Genomic DNA, 16658 nt, shown 5'->3' on the forward strand with positions numbered 1-16658 from the left:
ACGGTGGACGGCGGCGCCAGCTTGGGCTGCTTCTGCGGGGGCGGCTTGGGTTCGTCGGACAGGCTGGTCCGCTGCTGGTGCAGGAAGGTGGTCACCTGATGCCAGGCGGTGTCGTTGCCGACGCTGACGTCGGTCACCAGATCGACCAACAGGCCCTTGCGGTGTTCGCGCAGGTTCTCGGCGTGCACGCGCACGCCGACGGTATCGGTGACCGCGATCGGACGGTATTGCGTGATGTGGTTCTCGGTGTGCACCGATCCCATTGCTGCGAAAGGAAAGTCGAACCCGGTGACCAGCGACATCAACGCCGGAAAGGTCAGCGCGAACGGGTAGGTCAGCGGGACGTGATTGCCATACCGCAGCCCAGTGACCCCCGCGTACTCGGCCACGTTGGCCCGGTCGATCGGCAGCTCTTCGATGGTCACCGTGCGGGTGGGCAGCTCGCTTCCACGGGACACCACCGGCAGGGCACCGGCGGCCGCGCGCAGCATGTTCTTCAGGCCGCTTGGCTGATTCATGACGTTCTCCTATGCGCCTAGCATGGCCTGGCCGCACACGCGAATGACATTGCCCGTCACCGCATTTGAGGCCGGGCTGGCGAAGTAGGCGATGGTTTCGGCGACGTCCACCGGCTGCCCGCCCTGCAGTAGCGAGTTCATCCGGCGTCCGACCTCGCGGGTGGCCAGCGGGATGGCGGCCGTCATCTGGGTTTCGATGAATCCCGGCGCGACGGCGTTGATCGTGATGCCCTTATCGTAGAGCTCCGGGGCCAGCGACTGCGTGAGGCCGATCATCCCGGCCTTCGTTGTCGCGTAGTTGGTCTGGCCACGGTTGCCGGCGATGCCGGCCATCGACGACAGGCCGATCACCCGGCCGCCCTCGCCGAGCGTGCCGTTGGATACCAAACCTTCGGTAAGTCGCAGGGGCGCAAGCAGATTGACCGCAAGGACGGCGTCCCATCGGGCGTCGTCCATGTTGGCCAACAGCTTGTCGCGGGTGATGCCGGCGTTGTTGACCAGCACGTCGGCGCGGCCGCCGTGGTGTTCGCGCAGGTGTTCGGTGATCTTGTCGACGGCGTCAGGGGCGGTGACGTCGAGCCACAAGGCGGTGCCCCCGACCCGACTGGCGGTCTCGGCCAGCGCCTCGGCGGCCGATTCCACGTCGATCGCGACCACGCGCGCGCCGTCGCGGGCGAAGACCTCGGCGATCGTCGCGCCGATTCCCCGGGCCGCCCCCGTGACGATGGCGACCTTCCCGTCCAGCGGGCGTTCCCAGTCCGCCGGGGGCGTGGAGTCGGCGTCACCGACGTAGAAGACCTGGCCGTCGACGTAGGCGGACTTGGCCGACAGAATGAACCGCATCGTCGATTCCAGGCCGGTCGCGGCGGGTTTGGCGTTCGGCGACAGATAGACCAGGGCCACCGTGCTGCCGTTGCGCAGCTCCTTGCCCAGCGAGCGGGTGAAGCCCTCCAACGCGCGCTGGGCGATCCGCTCATGCGGGCTGGAGGCCGCGTCGGGCGTGGTGCCGACCACGGCAACGCGGGCGGAATGACCCAGATTGCGGAGCAGCGGAGTGAAGAACTCGTAGAGCCCCTTGAGCCCCTCGGGTGTGGTGATGCCGGTGGCATCGAACACCAGGCCGCCGAACTTGTCGGCCCATCGACCGCCCAGGTTGTTGCCCACCAGGTCGTAATCGGCGTCCAGCGCGGCGCGCAGCGGCTCGACGACCCTGCCCTCCCCGCCGATCAGCAGGGCGCCGGCCAGTGGCGGTTCACCGGCCCGGTAGCGGCGCAGCGTCTCGGGTTGGGGAACGCCGAGCTGCTTGGCGAGAAACGATCCAGGACCGGAGTTGACGATCTGAGAGAACAGATCGGATGAAGCCTTGGGAGCCACTGGAGCTACCTTCCATGTTCTTTCGAAGTCGGGGTATGCCTACAGCACAACCGTATCGAGAACGAACTTACTGCAGAGTAAGAACAGTGGGTAGTATGGCCCCAGACGGGCGAATCCCAAACCAGACCGCAGAACACGGAGAAGACAGTGGCCCCTGCAAGTTCCGAGGCAAGCAAGCAGCGCAGTTCAGAGCGGCGACGCGTTGCCGTCCTGGGCGGCAACCGCATCCCGTTCGCCCGATCCGACGGCGCGTATGCGGAGGCGAGTAATCAGGACATGTTCACCGCCGCCCTGGAAGGGCTGGTGGATCGCTTCGGGCTGGCCGGCGAGCGGCTGGGTGTGGTGATCGGCGGCGCCGTCCTCAAGCACAGCCGGGACTTCAACCTGACGCGCGAATGCGTGCTCGGCTCGCAGCTGTCGTCCTACACGCCCGCATTCGACCTGCAGCAGGCCTGCGGGACCGGGCTGCAGGCGGCGGTCAACGCCGCCGAGGGCATCGCGGCGGGCCGCTACGACGTGGCCGCCGCCGGTGGTGTGGACACCACCTCTGACGCACCCATCGGACTGGGCGACAACCTGCGCCGCACGCTGCTCAAGCTGCGCCGCGCCAAGTCCAACGTGCAACGGCTGAAGCTGGCGGGCACGCTGCCCGCGACGCTGGGCGTGGAGATTCCGGTCAACAGCGAACCCCGTACCGGGCTGTCCATGGGGGAGCACCAGGCGCTGACCGCCAAGAAGATGGGCATCAGCCGCGTCGCCCAGGACGAGCTGGCCGCCGCCAGCCACCGCAACATGGCCGCCGCTTACGACCGCGGCTTCTTCGACGACCTGGTCACGCCGTTTCTGGGGCTGTACCGCGACGACAACCTGCGCGCGGACTCGTCGGCGGAAAAGCTGGCGAAGCTGCGTCCGGTGTTCGGCGTCAAGGCCGGTGACGCGACGATGACGGCCGGTAACTCGACTCCGCTGACCGACGGCGCGTCGGTTGCGCTGCTGGCCAGCGACGAGTGGGCGGCCGCGCATTCGTTGACCCCACTGGCCTACCTGGTGGATTCGGAGACCGCAGCGGTCGACTACGTCAACGGGCGCGACGGCCTGCTGATGGCTCCGACGTACGCGGTGCCGCGGCTGCTCGCCCGCAACGGCCTGAGCCTGCAGGACTTCGACTTTTACGAGATCCACGAGGCGTTCGCGTCGGTGGTGCTGTGTCACCTGCAGGCGTGGGAATCCGAAGAGTACTGCAAGGAGCGCCTCGGCTTGGACGCCGCGCTGGGTTCGATCGACCGGTCCAAGCTCAACGTCAACGGATCCTCGCTGGCCGCCGGCCACCCGTTCGCGGCCACCGGTGGACGGATCCTGGCTCAGGCGTCCAAGCAACTCGCCCAGCGCAAGGCCGAGCAGAAGGGCGGCGGCACCGTGCGCGCCCTGGTCTCGATCTGTGCGGCCGGCGGCCAGGGCGTCGCCGCGATCTTGGAGGCCTGACGGTCCGGCGGCACGTCAGTCGCCTGGGCTCGGCGCTCGTAATGAGTCACACCTGATTAGCCCCCTGGGGGCGCGGGTATTCGACCCACCGGATGGCCCCGTGTTGTGGTCTGACCCCCCGACCCCGACGGCAATACGGGGCATCCCCCTAGTGCGAGCGTCGGCCGTCGCCACGGACCGGCGTACGGAAAGGGCCGCCGCTGGAGTGAGGGGATCCAGCGGCGGCCTTTTTGTCGCTCAGCGGGCTGTGCCGCGGCTCCGCCAAACGAACAAATCCCCCGCTTCGCGGTCGAAGCGGGGGATTTGCGCGTGGCGTTCGAGGATGGCCTAGAAGGCGGCCTCGTCGAGCTCCATGATGTCGTTGTCCAGCGTGTCGATGACCTCACGAGTGCTGGTCAGCATCGGCAGGAAGTTCTTGGCGAAGAACGATGCCACCGCGACCTTGCCCTCGTAGAAGGACTTCTCCTCGCCGCTGGCGCCGGCGTCGAGCGCCGCCACGGCGACCGCCGCCTGCCGCTGCAACAACCAGCCGATGACCAGGTCACCGACGCTCATCAGAAAGCGCACCGAGCCCAGGCCCACCTTGTACAGGCTGGTCACGTCCTCCTGCGCCGCCATCAAATAGCCGGTCAGCGTCGCCGCCATCGCCTGAACATCGTCCAGCGCCTTGGCCAGCAGCTCCCGCTCGGTCTTCAGGCGGCCATTGCCGGACTCGCTGTCGACGAACTTCTGGATCTGCTCGGACACGTGGGCCAGCGCCTGACCCTTGTCGCGGACGATCTTGCGGAAGAAGAAGTCCTGCGCCTGGATCGCGGTGGTGCCCTCGTACAGCGAGTCGATCTTGGCGTCCCGGATGTACTGCTCGATGGGGTAGTCCTGCAGGAAGCCGGAGCCACCGAAGGTCTGCAGGCTCTCGGTGAGCTTGGCGTATGCCTGCTCCGAGCCCACACCCTTGACGACCGGCAGCATCAGGTCGTTGACCTTGACCGCCAGCTCGGCGTCGACACCGTGCAGTGCCTCGGCGACGGTCGAGTCCTGGTAGGTGGCCGTGAACAGGTACAGCGCGCGCAGACCCTCGGCGTAGGCCTTCTGGGTCATCAGCGAGCGGCGCACGTCCGGGTGGTGCGTGATGGTCACCCGCGGTGCGGTCTTGTCGGTCATCTGGGTCATGTCGGCACCCTGGACGCGAGACTTCGCGTACTCGAGCGCGTTCAGGTAACCCGTCGACAAGGTCGCGATGGCCTTGGTGCCGACCATCATGCGGGCCTGCTCGATCACCTCGAACATCTGCGCGATGCCGTTGTGCACCTCGCCGACCAGCCAGCCCTTGGCGGGGACGTCGTGCTGGCCGAAGCTCAGCTCGCACGTCGCCGATACCTTCAGGCCCATCTTGTGCTCGACGTTGGTGACGTAGACGCCGTTGCGCTCGCCCAGCTCGCCGGTCTCGAAGTCGAACAGGAACTTAGGCACGAAGAACAGCGACAGGCCCTTGGTGCCCGGTCCGGCACCCTCGGGGCGCGCCAGCACCAGGTGGAAGATGTTCTCGAACAGGTCGCCGGAGTCGGCGGAGGTGATGAATCGCTTCACACCGTCGATGTGCCAGGAACCGTCTTCCTGCTGGACTGCCTTGGTCCGCCCCGCGCCCACGTCCGAGCCGGCGTCCGGCTCGGTGAGCACCATGGTCGAACCCCAGCCGCGCTCGGCGGCCAGTTCGGCCCACTTCTTCTGCTCGTCGGTGCCGAGGTGGTGCAGGATCTGGGCGAAGCCGGCCCCACCGGCGTACATCCAGACGGCCGGGTTGGCACCCAGAAGGTGCTCGTGCAGGGCCCACAACAGCGCCTTGGGCGCGGGCACTCCGCCCAGGGCCTCGTCAAGGCCGACCTTGTCCCAACCCGCCTCGATGACGGCTTGGACAGACTTCTTGAAAGACTCCGGCAGGGTCACCGAGTGCGTCTCCGGGTCGAACACCGGCGGATTGCGGTCCCCCTCGACGAACGACGCCGCGACCGGCCCTTCGGCCAGCCGGCTGATCTCGTTCAACATTTCGCGGGCGGTGTCGGCGTCCAGATCGCTGTACTCGCCTTGGCCCAATGCCTTGTCAACGCCCAGAACTTCGAACAGGTTGAACGCCTGGTCGCGGACGTTGCTCTTGTAGTGGCTCACTACGGTCCTCCTCGTTGAGAATGCCACTTGTGGTTGGGTACTAGGTCTAAGTTACCCACCAGTAACACCGCTAAAATATCGCTAGCGTCAGCGGTATGCAAGCCAATGTGAGCTAGATTTCATTGCCTAATTAACCAACTGGTTGGGAAGCTGCAGGTCATGCGGTTGAAATCCGATTTACCTGCGGAGATGACGCGCACATGACCGATGTGCGCGCCGTCACTGCGCCGCCTTCGGAGCTGCCGACGGTAGACCTGCGTGCCGACCCGGGCAGCCTCCGGGACGGCTTGCGCGCGGCCGGCCACGAGGTCGGGTTCTTCTATCTCACCGGTCACGGCGTTGCGCCAGACTTGGTGACGCGGGTCCTGGACGCGGCCCGCAGGCTCTTCGCGCTGCCGCAACGAGAGAAGGACGCCGTCGCGATGGTGCGCAGCCCCCATTTCCGCGGTTACACGCGACTCGGCGGCGAGTTGACCCTCGGTGCGGTGGATTGGCGCGAGCAGATCGACATCGGGCCGGAACGACCGGCGATCGGCGGCCTGGACGCATCCGACTATCGGTGGCTGCAGGGTCCCAACCAGTGGCCGGCCGCCCTGCCGGAACTGCCGGGCATCGTCGGGGAGTGGGACGCCGCGCTGTCCGCGGTGGCCCGCACGCTGCTGCCGCACTGGGCGGCCTCGCTGGGCAGTCCGGCCGATGTGTTCGATGCGGCCTTCGCCGACGCGCCGGCCACGCTGATCAAGATCATTCGCTACCCGGGCCGCGCGGCCGGCCCGCAGGGCGTGGGCGCGCACCGCGACTCCGGGGTGCTGACGCTGTTGCTGGCCGAGCCGGGCAGCGCGGGCCTGCAGGTGCTGCCCCCCGGAATCGGCCACTCGAACGGCGGCTGGATCGACGTCCCGCCGCGCGACGGCGCATTCGTCGTCAACATCGGTGAACTGTTGGAGGTGGCTACGCGCGGATACTTACGGGCCACTCAGCACCGGGTCAACCTGCAGGGGCCGCCCCGCGACCGCATCTCGGTGCCCTTCTTCTTCAATCCACGCCTGGAGGCGCGGATACCGGTGCTGTCGCTGCCCGACGAACTCGACGCGCGCGCGCAGCGAGTGGACGACCCGGCTGATCCGATCTTCGCGGTCTATGGCCGCAACGCCTGGAAGAGCAGGCTGCGGGCCCATCCGGATGTTGCCGCGGCGCATGGATATTCGGCAGAACGCTTAGAAAACGGGTAAGGGCGGCCGTGCCCAGGTGAGTGCCGCCGGGTAGGGTCGGACCCGACAAGTCCCGTCTCCGGCTCTAGGGGCGAATAAGTCCGGTGAACTCGAATAACAAGCTGACAGCGTCGTCACTTCGGGAGGCCTTCGGTCATTTCCCGTCCGGTGTGGTGGCGATCGCCGCCGAGGTCAATGGAACCCGGGAAGGCCTGGCGGCCAGCACCTTTGTGCCCGTATCGCTGGATCCGCCGTTGGTGTCGTTCTGCGTGCAGAACACCTCGACGACGTGGCCCAAACTCAAGGATCTGCCGATGCTCGGCATCAGCGTGCTCGGCGAGGAGCATGACGAGGCCGCGCGCTCGCTGGCCGCCAAGACCGGCGACCGGTTCGCGGGCTTGGAGACAGTCTCGCGGTCCACCGGGGCGGTGTTCATCAAGGGCACCGGCCTCTGGCTGGAAAGCGCGATCGAGCAGCTCATCCCGGCCGGCGATCACACCATCGTGGTGTTGCGGGTCAGCGAGGTGACGGTGGACGCCGAAGTGGCGCCCATCGTGTTTCATCGGAGCGTCTTTCGCCGTCTCGGCGCGTGATCCTCGCGCCTTGACGCCCGACGGCTACGGGCGGTGGCTCAGTTCTTCCCGAAAGCCCTGGATGCGGCTCTCGAGTTCGGCGGCGTCGGTGTACCGGCCCTCCTTGGTCGCGAGCTGGGCGCGGACCGACAATTGCCGAATAGCGGTGCGAATGTTGTTGATGCTGGCGGTTTCTCGCGTGGGTTTCAATGAACTGCCCTTCCGGTCGTTGGTACACGGCCGCGCGGGGGCGGCCCGACAGGATGCAGTTTGGTTACCCGGGTGCTCGGAAGGCCTAACGTGCACTGACCGGATCGGCCCGGATCAGGGCGGCGTGGCAGCTCAGCGACGGAACAGCTTGTTGCCGAGCCACACCACCGGGTCGTACTTGCGGTCGGCGACGCGCTCTTTCATCGGGATCAGCGCGTTGTCGGTGATCTTGATGTTTTCGGGGCAGACCTCGGTGCAGCACTTGGTGATGTTGCAGTAGCCCAGGCCATGCTCGTCCTGAGCGTCGTTGCGGCGGTCGCGGGTGTCCAGCGGGTGCATCTCCAACTCGGCGATGCGCATCAGGAAGCGCGGGCCGGCGAACGCCTTCTTGTTCTCCTCGTGGTCGCGGACCACGTGGCATACGTTCTGGCACAGGAAGCACTCGATGCACTTGCGGAACTCCTGGGAGCGTCCGACGTCTTCCTGCGCCATCCGGTATTCCCCGGGCTGTAGGTCTTTGGGCGGCGCGAAAGACGGTATTTCACGGGCCTTCTCGTAGTTGAACGAGACATCGGTGACCAGGTCGCGGATCACCGGGAAAGTCCGCAGCGGCGTGACCGTGACGACCTCGTCCTCGGCGAACGTGGACATCCGGGTCATGCAGAGCAGCCGCGGCTTGCCGTTTATCTCCGCCGAACAGGAGCCGCACTTGCCCGCCTTGCAGTTCCACCGGACCGCCAGGTCGGGCGTCTGGGTCTGCTGCAGGCGATGGATGATGTCGAGGACGACCTCGCCCTCGTTGACCTCAACCGTGAAGTCCTGTAGACCACCGTCGGCGTCGTCACCGCGCCACACCCGCATCGTCGCGTTGTAGGTCATTTGCCACTCCGTCCTGGGTGCCCGGCGAGTTCGTCGTCGGTGTAGTACTTCTCCAGCTCGGCGATGTCGAACAGCTCCAGCAGATCGGGCCGCATCGGCGTCTGCTCCTTCTTCGTGATGGTGATGTCGGGAATCACCTCGTCGCCATCGGCCGCCTCGCACACCAGCAGCACCTTGCGCCACGACGAGTCCATCGACGGATGGTCGTCGCGGGTGTGGCCGCCGCGGCTCTCGGTGCGCTGCAGCGCGGCCTTGGCGACGCATTCGCTGACCAGCAGCATGTTGCGCAGGTCGATGGCGAGGTTCCAGGCCGGGTTGTACCGACGCTGCCCTTCCACGTGGAGGTTCTTGAACCGCGCACGCAGCTTGTCGAGCCGCGCCAGGGCCTCCGTGATCTCGTCGGACTTACGGATGATGCCGACCAGGTCGTTCATCGACTGTTGCAGCTCCAGCTGCAGGGTGTACGGGTTCTCCCCGGCCGCACCGTTGGCCGGCGCATCGAAAGGCGAGAGCGCGCGCTTCGCGGCGGCCTCGACGGCTCCGTCCGCGATCGTCGGACGGCTGCTCAGGGCGCGCACGTAGTCGGCCGCGCCCAGACCGGCCCGCCGGCCGAACACCAGCAGGTCCGAGAGCGAGTTGCCGCCGAGCCGGTTCGAGCCGTGCATGCCGCCGGAGCATTCGCCGGCGGCGAAGAGCCCGGGAACCGTGGCGGCGCCGGTGTCGGCGTCCACCTCGACGCCGCCCATCACGTAGTGGCAGGTCGGCCCGACTTCCATCGGCTCCTTGGTGATGTCGACGCCGGCCAGCTCCTTGAACTGGTGGTACATCGACGGCAGGCGTCGGTTGATCTCCGCCGGCGTCAGCCGCGAGGCGATGTCTAAGAAGACGCCGCCGTGCGGGCTGCCCCGCCCGGCCTTGACCTCAGAGTTGATCGCGCGCGCGACCTCGTCACGCGGCAGCAGGTCCGGAGTGCGGCGGGCCGAATCGTTGTCCTTGAGCCACTGGTCGGCCTCTTGCTCGGTCTCGGCGTACTGCCCCTTGAACACGGATGGGATGTAGTCGAACATGAACCGCTTGTCATCGGAGTTCTTCAGGACCCCGCCGTCACCGCGAACGCCCTCGGTGACCAGGATCCCCTTGACGCTCGGCGGCCACACCATGCCCGTCGGATGGAACTGGACGAACTCCATGTTGATCAGCGACGCACCCGCCCGCAGGGCCAGTGCGTGGCCGTCGCCGGTGTACTCCCACGAGTTCGAGGTGACCTTGAACGACTTGCCGATGCCGCCGGTGGCCAGCACCACCGCGGGCGCCTCGAACAAGATGAAGTTTCCGCTTTCGCGGATGTAGCCGAACGCTCCGGCGATGGCGTCGCCGTCCTTGACCAGCTCGGTGATCGTCGTTTCGGCGAACACCCTGATTCGGGCTTCGTAGTCGCCGAGCTCGGCGAAATCCTCCTGCTGCAAAGAAACGATCTTCTGCTGCATGGTCCGGATCAGTTCCAGGCCGGTGCGGTCCCCGACGTGGGCCAGCCGCGGGTAGGTGTGCCCGCCGAAGTTGCGCTGGCTGATCTTGCCGTCCTTGAGGCGATCGAACAGCGCGCCATAGGTTTCCAGCTCCCAGACGCGGTCCGGGGCCTCCTTGGCATGCAGTTCGGCCATGCGCCAGTTGTTGAGGAATTTCCCGCCGCGCATCGTGTCGCCGAAGTGGGTCTTCCAGTTGTCCTTCGGGTTGGTGTTGCCCATCGACGCCGCGCAGCCACCCTCGGCCATGACCGTGTGGGCCTTGCCGAACAGAGACTTGCACACCACCGCGACCCGCAGACCCCGTTCGCGCGCTTCGATCACCGCACGCAGTCCGGCGCCGCCGGCACCGATCACGACCACGTCGTACGTGTGCCGCTCGATTTCAACCATGAAACCCTCGCTAGCTAAATTCTGATTATTTCGAGATGGCTTGTCAGCCAACAAATCTCAGGTCAGGGATGGTGCCGGAAGCGACCAGTGCGATGTAGAAGTCGGTGAGCATCAGGGTGCCCAGCGTGATCCACGCGTACTGCTTGTGCCGGGTGTTGATTTTGCTGACCTGGGTCCAGATCCAATACCGCACAGGGTGCTTGGAGAAGTGCTTGAGCCGCCCGCCGGTGATGTGCCGGCACGAGTGGCAGGACAGCGTGTAGATCCACAGCATGATGACGTTGCCGACCATGATCACGTTGCCCAGGCCAAACCCGAATCCGCCGGGCCCGCTGTCGGAGTGGAACGCGACGATGGCGTCGTAGGTGTTGATCACCGAGATGATTCCGGCGATGTAGAAGAAGTAGCGGTGTGAGTTCTGAATGATCAGCGGGAGTTTGGTCTCGCCGCTGTAGTGCACGCGGGGCTCGGCCACCGCGCAGGCGGTGGGCGACTGCCAAACCGTACGGTAGTAGGCGCCGCGGTAGTAGTAGCAGGTCAGCCTGAACAGCAGCAGGAACGGCAGTGTCAGCGCCGCGAACGGCAGCCACCAGACGTTCGGCAGGATTTGCGGCCAGAAGTCGCTGGCGCCGCCGCAAGCGTTGCTGAGACACGGTGAGTAGAACGGCGTCAGGTAGTGGTATTGCGCGACGAAGAAGTCACCCCGCTGGAACGCCCGCGCGGTCGCATAAATAATGAACGCGGCGAAGCCGAGATCGATTCGCAGCGGCGACATCCACCACCGGTCGGTACGGAGGGTGCGTTGCTGGATACGGGCGCGCGTGGGTGAAAAGACACCGGACGCAGGACGGTTCGCCGTGGGTGCGCTCATTTAGTGTGTTCCTCTTCGAACGGGCTGTAGGTCGAAGGGTACACAGATCCAAGCCCCCCATTTCTGGGGGGCTTGGGTTGTTCAGGCCCTGTTGTGACCGCCGACACCCTCGTCGTCGACATCGCGCCAGAATTCGCTGTCGTACTGGGTGTCTGGAATGACGATCTTCTCGCCGGACTGCTGCACGGTGGCGCCGGCAAGGTCTAATTCGGACACGTCGGTGTCGAGCAGGTCGACGTCGGACATGATGCGGTCGGCGTCGATGACGATGCGCCGCATGGCCGGGCTGTCGCCGTACCGGGCCCGCAAGGAACTCACGCACCGTCGCAGCCCGCCGATGAGGTCGTGGAGTTCGGCGAATTCGGTCGTGCCAGTCGTGCTCGTCAACGGATCTCCTCGGCAGTGTTTCGGATCACAGTACGCCCTCGATACTATCCACGGCACACGCCGCACGTCAGACCGTTGAGCCCGGATGTCGAGGGAGCAGACACTCATGACGGCACGCGCCACGCCGGCCGAGCGGGCCGCCACGCTGCTGGAACTGCACCGGCCGGGGGACCCGGTCATCCTGCCGACCGTGTGGGACGCCTGGTCGGCGCGGTTGGCCACCGACGCCGGATTCGCCGCGCTCACCGTGGGCAGCCACCCGATGGCGGACTCGATCGGCAAACCCGACAACGAGGGCATGTCGTTCGACGATGTCCTGAGCCGGGTCGCACAAATCACCGCCGCCGTCGACGTCCCGGTGTCGGTGGACATCGAATCCGGCTACGGCCAGCCCGCGGCCCGGCTGGTCGAGGGCCTGCTGGGCGCCGGGGCCGTCGGGCTGAACATCGAGGACACCGTGCACTCGGAGGGCAAGCGGTTGCGGTCGGCCGGCGAACACGCCGAGTTGGTCGGCCAACTGCGGTCGGCCGCCGACGCGGCGGGGGTGCACGTCGTCATCAATGCCCGGACGGATCTGTTCCTGCGTCAGGACGGCGAGGCGTCCGATCGCGTCGAGCGGGCGGTAACACGCCTGAATCAGGCGGCGGCCGCCGGCGCCGACGTGCTCTATCCGGTGGGGCGCCACGACCCCGACACGTTGCGGCGTTTGACCGCCGAACTGGAGTTGCCCGTCAACGCGATCGCGCTGCCCGACCAGGACGACCCGGCGTCCTTCGGTCCGCTGGGTGTGGCGCGCATCAGCTTCGGGCCGTTCCTCCAGGCAGCCTTGGCGACCCGGGCCAAGGAGCTGCTCGCCCGCTGGGGCTGACATGCCGAATCCGGCGAAGTCGTTGCGACTCCGCCGGATTCAACTGCCTATCTCCGAACCGGGCGGAGATTATCTGGTGATCTCGATGCGCTGCGCCTGGTTGTCGGCGTACGCACCGGCGACCCGCACCGTCAGCACGCCGGCGTCATAGGTCGCCGTGATGGCGTCGCCGGTGACGTGGCCGGGCAGCTGGAACGACCTGCGGAACGAGCCGTACCGAATCTCCCGCAGCGTGCGGCCTTCCTTCTCTTCCGAACGCTGATCGCGGTGCTCACCGTGGATCACCAGTCGTCCGCGGTCGACCTCCACGTTGACGTCCTGCTCGACGTCAACACCTGGGAGCTCGACCCGTACCATCGCGTCGTCGCCGTCCCTGACGATCTCGGCGGCGGGTTTGAAACCGCTGGTCGCCGAGGAATTCCAGTCCGCCGCGGCGGCGGGTCCGAAAAAGTCGCGCAACCACCGGTCGGTGTCCCAGGCCGGCCGCGACCACAATGCGAGGCTACTCATGGCGCTTCCCTTCCAATTCCTTGAGCTTGATTGTGAGATTCCTGTGACCGGTGCTGGTGCGACCGGCTACAAGTAGAAACATGAGTCGACCCCACTAAAGTTCCACCTCGTCGTTCGCCTGCAGCGAACGATCAATCACAGACCTTCCTGTGAGTTGTGAGATCCTCGTCATAGGACCGTCACATTGCGCGAAAAGAACGTAATTTCTGGCCGTTACTCTCAAAGCCATGTCTGCAGACGGGTTTTCGCGTGCCAGCTGTGCGCCTCGTCACATCATCGTAGTCGGACATGGCATGGTGGGGCACCGATTCGTCGAGGCGCTGCGCGCCCGTGACACCGAGGGGCTGTGGCGCATCACGGTTTTCGCCGAGGAGAACGATGCGGCGTACGACCGCGTCGGGTTGACCTCCTACACCGAAAGCTGGGATCGCAAGCTACTGGCATTGCCGGGTAACGATTACGAGGGTGACGAGCGGGTCCGGCTCGTGCTCAACCGGCGCGTGACCGAAATCGACCGCGGCGCAAAGACGGTGGTGACGGCGGACGGTCAGCGGCACGAATACGACACGTTGGTCCTGGCGACCGGGTCGTACGCGTTCGTGCCGCCGGTGCCGGGCCACGATCTGCCCGCATGCCACGTGTACCGCACGCTTGACGACCTCGACGCCATCCGCCGCGACGCCCAGCGCACGGTCGAAACCTCACACGTCACCGCGGGTGTCGTGATCGGCGGCGGCCTGCTCGGGCTGGAAGCGGCTAATGCGCTGCGCCAGTTCGGGTTGCAGACCCACGTCGTCGAGATGATGCCGCGACTGATGGCCCAGCAGATCGACGAGGCCGGAGGTGGGCTGCTGGCCAGGATGATCGGCGAACTCGGCATCGCTGTGCACGTCGGCACCGGAACGGAATCGATCGAGGCGGTCGACCATTCGGACGGCACCACCTCGGTGCGGGTGAGCCTGACCGATGGCCAGGTCATCGACGCCGGTCTGGTGATCTTCGCGGCAGGCATCCGGCCACGCGACGAGCTGGCGACCGCCGCCGGGCTGACGCGCGCCGAGCGCGGCGGGGTGCTCACCGACGTGGCTTGTCAGACAAGCGATCCCGACATTTACGCGATCGGTGAGGTCGCCGCGATCGGCGGTCGGTGCTACGGCCTGGTGGGTCCGGGTTACACCTCCGCCGAGGTGGTGGCCGACCGGCTGCTGGACGGCGTCGCGGAGTTCGGCGAGGCCGACCTGTCCACGAAGCTCAAACTGCTGGGCGTCGACGTGGCCAGCTTCGGCGACGCGATGGGGACGACCGAAAACTGCCTCGAGGTCGCCATCAACGATGCGGTCAACCGCACCTACGCCAAGCTCGTGCTCTCCGACGATGCCAAGACGCTGCTCGGCGGTGTGCTGGTCGGCGACGCCTCGTCCTACGGCGTGCTGCGGCCCATGGTGGGCAGCGAGCTGCCCGGCGACCCGCTGGCGCTGATCGCGCCCGCCTCCTCTGGCACCGGTACCGCGCTGGGCGTTGGGGCGCTTCCGGATTCGGCGCAGATCTGCTCGTGCAACAACGTCACCAAGGGCGATTTGAAGTGCGCGATCGCCGACGGCTGCGCCGATGTCCCCGCGCTCAAGGCGTGCACGACGGCCGGCACCTCGTGCGGGTCGTGCGTCCCGCTGCTCAAGCAGCTGCTGGAAGCCGAGGGCGTGGAACAGTCCAAGGCGCTGTGTGAGCACTTCAGCCAGTCGCGGGCGGAGCTCTTCGAGATCATCTCCGCGACCGAGATCCGCACCTTCTCCGGGCTGTTGGAGCGCTTCGGTCGTGGAAGGGGTTGCGACATCTGCAAACCCGTGGTCGCCTCCATCTTGGCCTCCACCGGGTCGGACCACATCCTCGAAGGCGAGCAGGCCTCGCTGCAGGATTCCAACGACCACTTCCTGGCCAACATCCAGAAGAACGGCAGCTACTCGGTGGTGCCCCGGGTTCCCGGAGGTGACATCAAGCCGGAGCATCTGATTCTGATCGGCCAGATCGCCCAGGACTTCGGGCTTTACACCAAGATCACCGGCGGGCAGCGGATCGACATGTTCGGCGCTCGGGTCGACCAACTTCCGGAGATCTGGAAGCGCCTGGTCGACGGCGGAATGGAATCCGGCCACGCGTATGGCAAGGCGTTGCGCACCGTGAAGAGCTGCGTGGGCACCGACTGGTGCCGTTACGGGCAGCAGGATTCGGTGCAGCTGGCCATCGATTTGGAACTGCGCTACCGCGGCCTGCGGGCGCCGCACAAGATCAAGATGGGCGTTTCGGGTTGCGCGCGGGAGTGTGCCGAAGCCCGGTCCAAGGACGTCGGCGTGATCGCCACCGAGAAGGGCTGGAATCTGTACGTCGGGGGCAACGGCGGCATGACGCCCAAGCACGCGCAGTTGCTGGCCAGCGATCTGGACACCGAAACGCTGGTCCGCTACGTCGACCGGTTCGTCATGTACTACATCCGGACGGCCGACCGCTTGCAACGCACGGCGCCCTGGGTGGACTCGCTCGACGGTGGGCTCGACCACGTGCGCGAGGTCGTGTGCGACGACTCGCTCGGCCTGGCCGGGGAATTCGAAGCCGCAATGGAGCGGCACGTTGAGAACTACAAGTGCGAATGGAAGGGCGTGCTGGACGACCCGGACAAGCTGTCGCGGTTCGTGTCGTTCGTCAACGCCCCGGACGCCGTCGACTCGACGGTGACGTTCACCGAGCACGCCGGCCGCAAAATCCCTGTGTCCATTGGCATGCCGCGGATCCGTGAAGCGACAACGGAGAAATGAGGAAGGGATCATGACACTTCTCAACGACATTGCGGTGTGGACCAGCGCGTGCGCGTACGAGCACCTCATTCCGGGTCGCGGCGTCGGCGTGCTCCTTGACGACGGTTCCCAGGCGGCGTTGTTCCGGCTCGATGACGGCTCCGTGTACGCGGTGGGCAACGTCGACCCGTTCTCCGGTGCCGCGGTGCTTTCCCGCGGGATCGTGGGTGACCGCGATGGCTGCGTCACGGTTCAGTCGCCCATCTTGAAGCAGGCGTTCTCGCTCGAAGACGGTTCCTGCCTGGATGATCCGACCGTTTCGGTACCGGTGTACCCGGTGCGGATCACCGATGACGGCTACGTTCAGGTCGCGCGCGACTACCAGCCGCGGGCAGCCTGAGCCGGGCCGCCGGGGTCAGCGGGTGATGTCGCCGACCAGGTAGCGCTGCATCGTCGGCCCGATCGCGTCGACGAGAGCGTCCACCGGCATGGAGTGCAACGGCTCTGATCGGATGCCGTAGCGCATGATGCCCAGGCCCACCAACTGCGAGGCGCACAACGATGCCCGCAGGGCCGCCTTGTCCGCACCCAGAATTCGCAGCAGTGGACCAAAAACGGGCCCGATGAACATGCCCTGCACGATTTCGGCCGTCTTCGCCATCCCCGTTGACGCGACGGCACTGGCCGCAAACGGGCCGCCCCCGGCGGCGTCCCACGTCGTGATCAGCATCCGCAGGGTACGCCGGCCCACCTGATTGGCCCCGCCCGTGACGATCCGGTCGATGAATTCCGGTGTGCCGAAGGGCAACCGCAGCATCTTTGCGACCGGGTCGAGGATGCCATGCGACGGCTCTTCGCGACGGGGCATGGTGTCAGGATCACCCGTCCGCGACCAAAGATCAAGGAATGCC

15 protein-coding genes and 1 pseudogene are annotated in these 16658 nt (G+C 66.4%); 6 read left to right on the forward strand and 10 right to left on the reverse strand.

The window, feature by feature from the left end; all coding sequences use genetic code 11:
* Together AC5Y4H_RS15995 and AC5Y4H_RS16000 are read right to left on the reverse strand one after the other, a co-directional pair.
* Positions 1-518: pseudogene (locus tag AC5Y4H_RS15995) on the reverse strand (dehydratase); the annotation flags it as partial.
* Positions 519-527: 9 nt separating this feature from the next.
* The gene (locus AC5Y4H_RS16000) at positions 528-1892 is read right to left on the reverse strand and encodes a 3-oxoacyl-ACP reductase (protein WP_499983162.1); all 1365 of its coding nucleotides are present in this window, start codon (positions 1890-1892) and stop codon (positions 528-530) included.
* Between the two features lie 147 nt (positions 1893-2039).
* On the opposite strand from AC5Y4H_RS16000, the gene AC5Y4H_RS16005 reads away from it, so the two are divergent.
* Entirely contained in the window at positions 2040-3374 is a 1335-nt protein-coding gene (locus AC5Y4H_RS16005) for an acetyl-CoA C-acetyltransferase (protein WP_499983163.1), read from the forward strand.
* Between the two features lie 327 nt (positions 3375-3701).
* Here AC5Y4H_RS16005 and AC5Y4H_RS16010 read toward each other — a convergent pair whose 3' ends face one another.
* Positions 3702-5537, reverse strand: a complete 1836-nt coding sequence (locus AC5Y4H_RS16010) for an acyl-CoA dehydrogenase (protein WP_499983164.1) — start codon at positions 5535-5537, stop codon at positions 3702-3704.
* 200 nt (positions 5538-5737) lie between these two features.
* Between AC5Y4H_RS16010 and AC5Y4H_RS16015 the strand changes: the two genes are divergently transcribed.
* Positions 5738-6769, forward strand: coding sequence for an isopenicillin N synthase family dioxygenase (locus tag AC5Y4H_RS16015; protein WP_499983165.1), 1032 nt, complete (start codon positions 5738-5740; stop codon positions 6767-6769).
* Between the two features lie 83 nt (positions 6770-6852).
* Positions 6853-7341 (forward strand): flavin reductase family protein, encoded by a 489-nt coding sequence (locus tag AC5Y4H_RS16020; protein WP_067123936.1) that lies wholly within the window; start codon positions 6853-6855, stop codon positions 7339-7341.
* A gap of 24 nt (positions 7342-7365) precedes the next feature.
* On the opposite strand, the gene AC5Y4H_RS16025 is transcribed toward AC5Y4H_RS16020, so the two are convergent.
* The 5 genes from AC5Y4H_RS16025 to AC5Y4H_RS16045 form a co-directional block, all read right to left on the reverse strand.
* Entirely contained in the window at positions 7366-7530 is a 165-nt protein-coding gene (locus AC5Y4H_RS16025; protein WP_499983166.1) for a hypothetical protein, read from the reverse strand.
* A gap of 132 nt (positions 7531-7662) precedes the next feature.
* Positions 7663-8409 carry a succinate dehydrogenase/fumarate reductase iron-sulfur subunit gene (locus tag AC5Y4H_RS16030; RefSeq protein WP_067123930.1) on the reverse strand — a complete coding sequence of 249 codons (747 nt, stop codon included), beginning with the start codon at positions 8407-8409 and terminating at the stop codon, positions 7663-7665.
* Positions 8406-10325, reverse strand: coding sequence for a fumarate reductase/succinate dehydrogenase flavoprotein subunit (locus tag AC5Y4H_RS16035; RefSeq protein WP_499983167.1), 1920 nt, complete (start codon positions 10323-10325; stop codon positions 8406-8408). The genes AC5Y4H_RS16030 and AC5Y4H_RS16035 overlap by 4 nt, the downstream gene beginning before the upstream one ends.
* Before the next feature lie 43 nt (positions 10326-10368).
* Positions 10369-11196, reverse strand: a complete 828-nt coding sequence (sdhC, locus tag AC5Y4H_RS16040) for a succinate dehydrogenase subunit SdhC (protein ID WP_499983168.1) — start codon at positions 11194-11196, stop codon at positions 10369-10371.
* Positions 11197-11277: 81 nt separating this feature from the next.
* On the reverse strand, positions 11278-11583 hold the full coding sequence (locus tag AC5Y4H_RS16045) for an Rv0250c family protein (protein ID WP_064953694.1): 306 nt from the start codon (positions 11581-11583) through the stop codon (positions 11278-11280).
* 106 nt (positions 11584-11689) lie between these two features.
* Between AC5Y4H_RS16045 and AC5Y4H_RS16050 the strand changes: the two genes are divergently transcribed.
* A complete protein-coding gene (locus AC5Y4H_RS16050) occupies positions 11690-12451 on the forward strand; it encodes an isocitrate lyase/PEP mutase family protein (RefSeq protein ID WP_499983169.1) in 762 nt (253 codons plus the stop codon).
* A 69-nt stretch (positions 12452-12520) separates the two neighbouring features.
* On the opposite strand, the gene AC5Y4H_RS16055 is transcribed toward AC5Y4H_RS16050, so the two are convergent.
* Positions 12521-12961, reverse strand: a complete 441-nt coding sequence (locus AC5Y4H_RS16055) for an Hsp20/alpha crystallin family protein (RefSeq protein WP_499983170.1) — start codon at positions 12959-12961, stop codon at positions 12521-12523.
* Between the two features lie 227 nt (positions 12962-13188).
* Here AC5Y4H_RS16055 and nirB point away from each other — a divergent pair, with 227 nt between their 5' ends.
* Entirely contained in the window at positions 13189-15768 is a 2580-nt protein-coding gene (nirB, locus tag AC5Y4H_RS16060) for a nitrite reductase large subunit NirB (RefSeq protein ID WP_499983171.1), read from the forward strand.
* 10 nt (positions 15769-15778) lie between these two features.
* On the forward strand, positions 15779-16147 hold the full coding sequence (nirD, locus tag AC5Y4H_RS16065; protein WP_499917784.1) for a nitrite reductase small subunit NirD: 369 nt from the start codon (positions 15779-15781) through the stop codon (positions 16145-16147).
* Between the two features lie 15 nt (positions 16148-16162).
* Here nirD and AC5Y4H_RS16070 read toward each other — a convergent pair whose 3' ends face one another.
* Positions 16163-16615: a TetR/AcrR family transcriptional regulator gene (locus AC5Y4H_RS16070; protein WP_499983172.1), complete on the reverse strand. Its 453-nt coding sequence runs from the start codon at positions 16613-16615 to the stop codon at positions 16163-16165.
* Positions 16616-16658: the final 43 nt, after the last annotated feature.

This window comes from Mycobacterium sp. NGS58, from assembly GCF_059812385.1.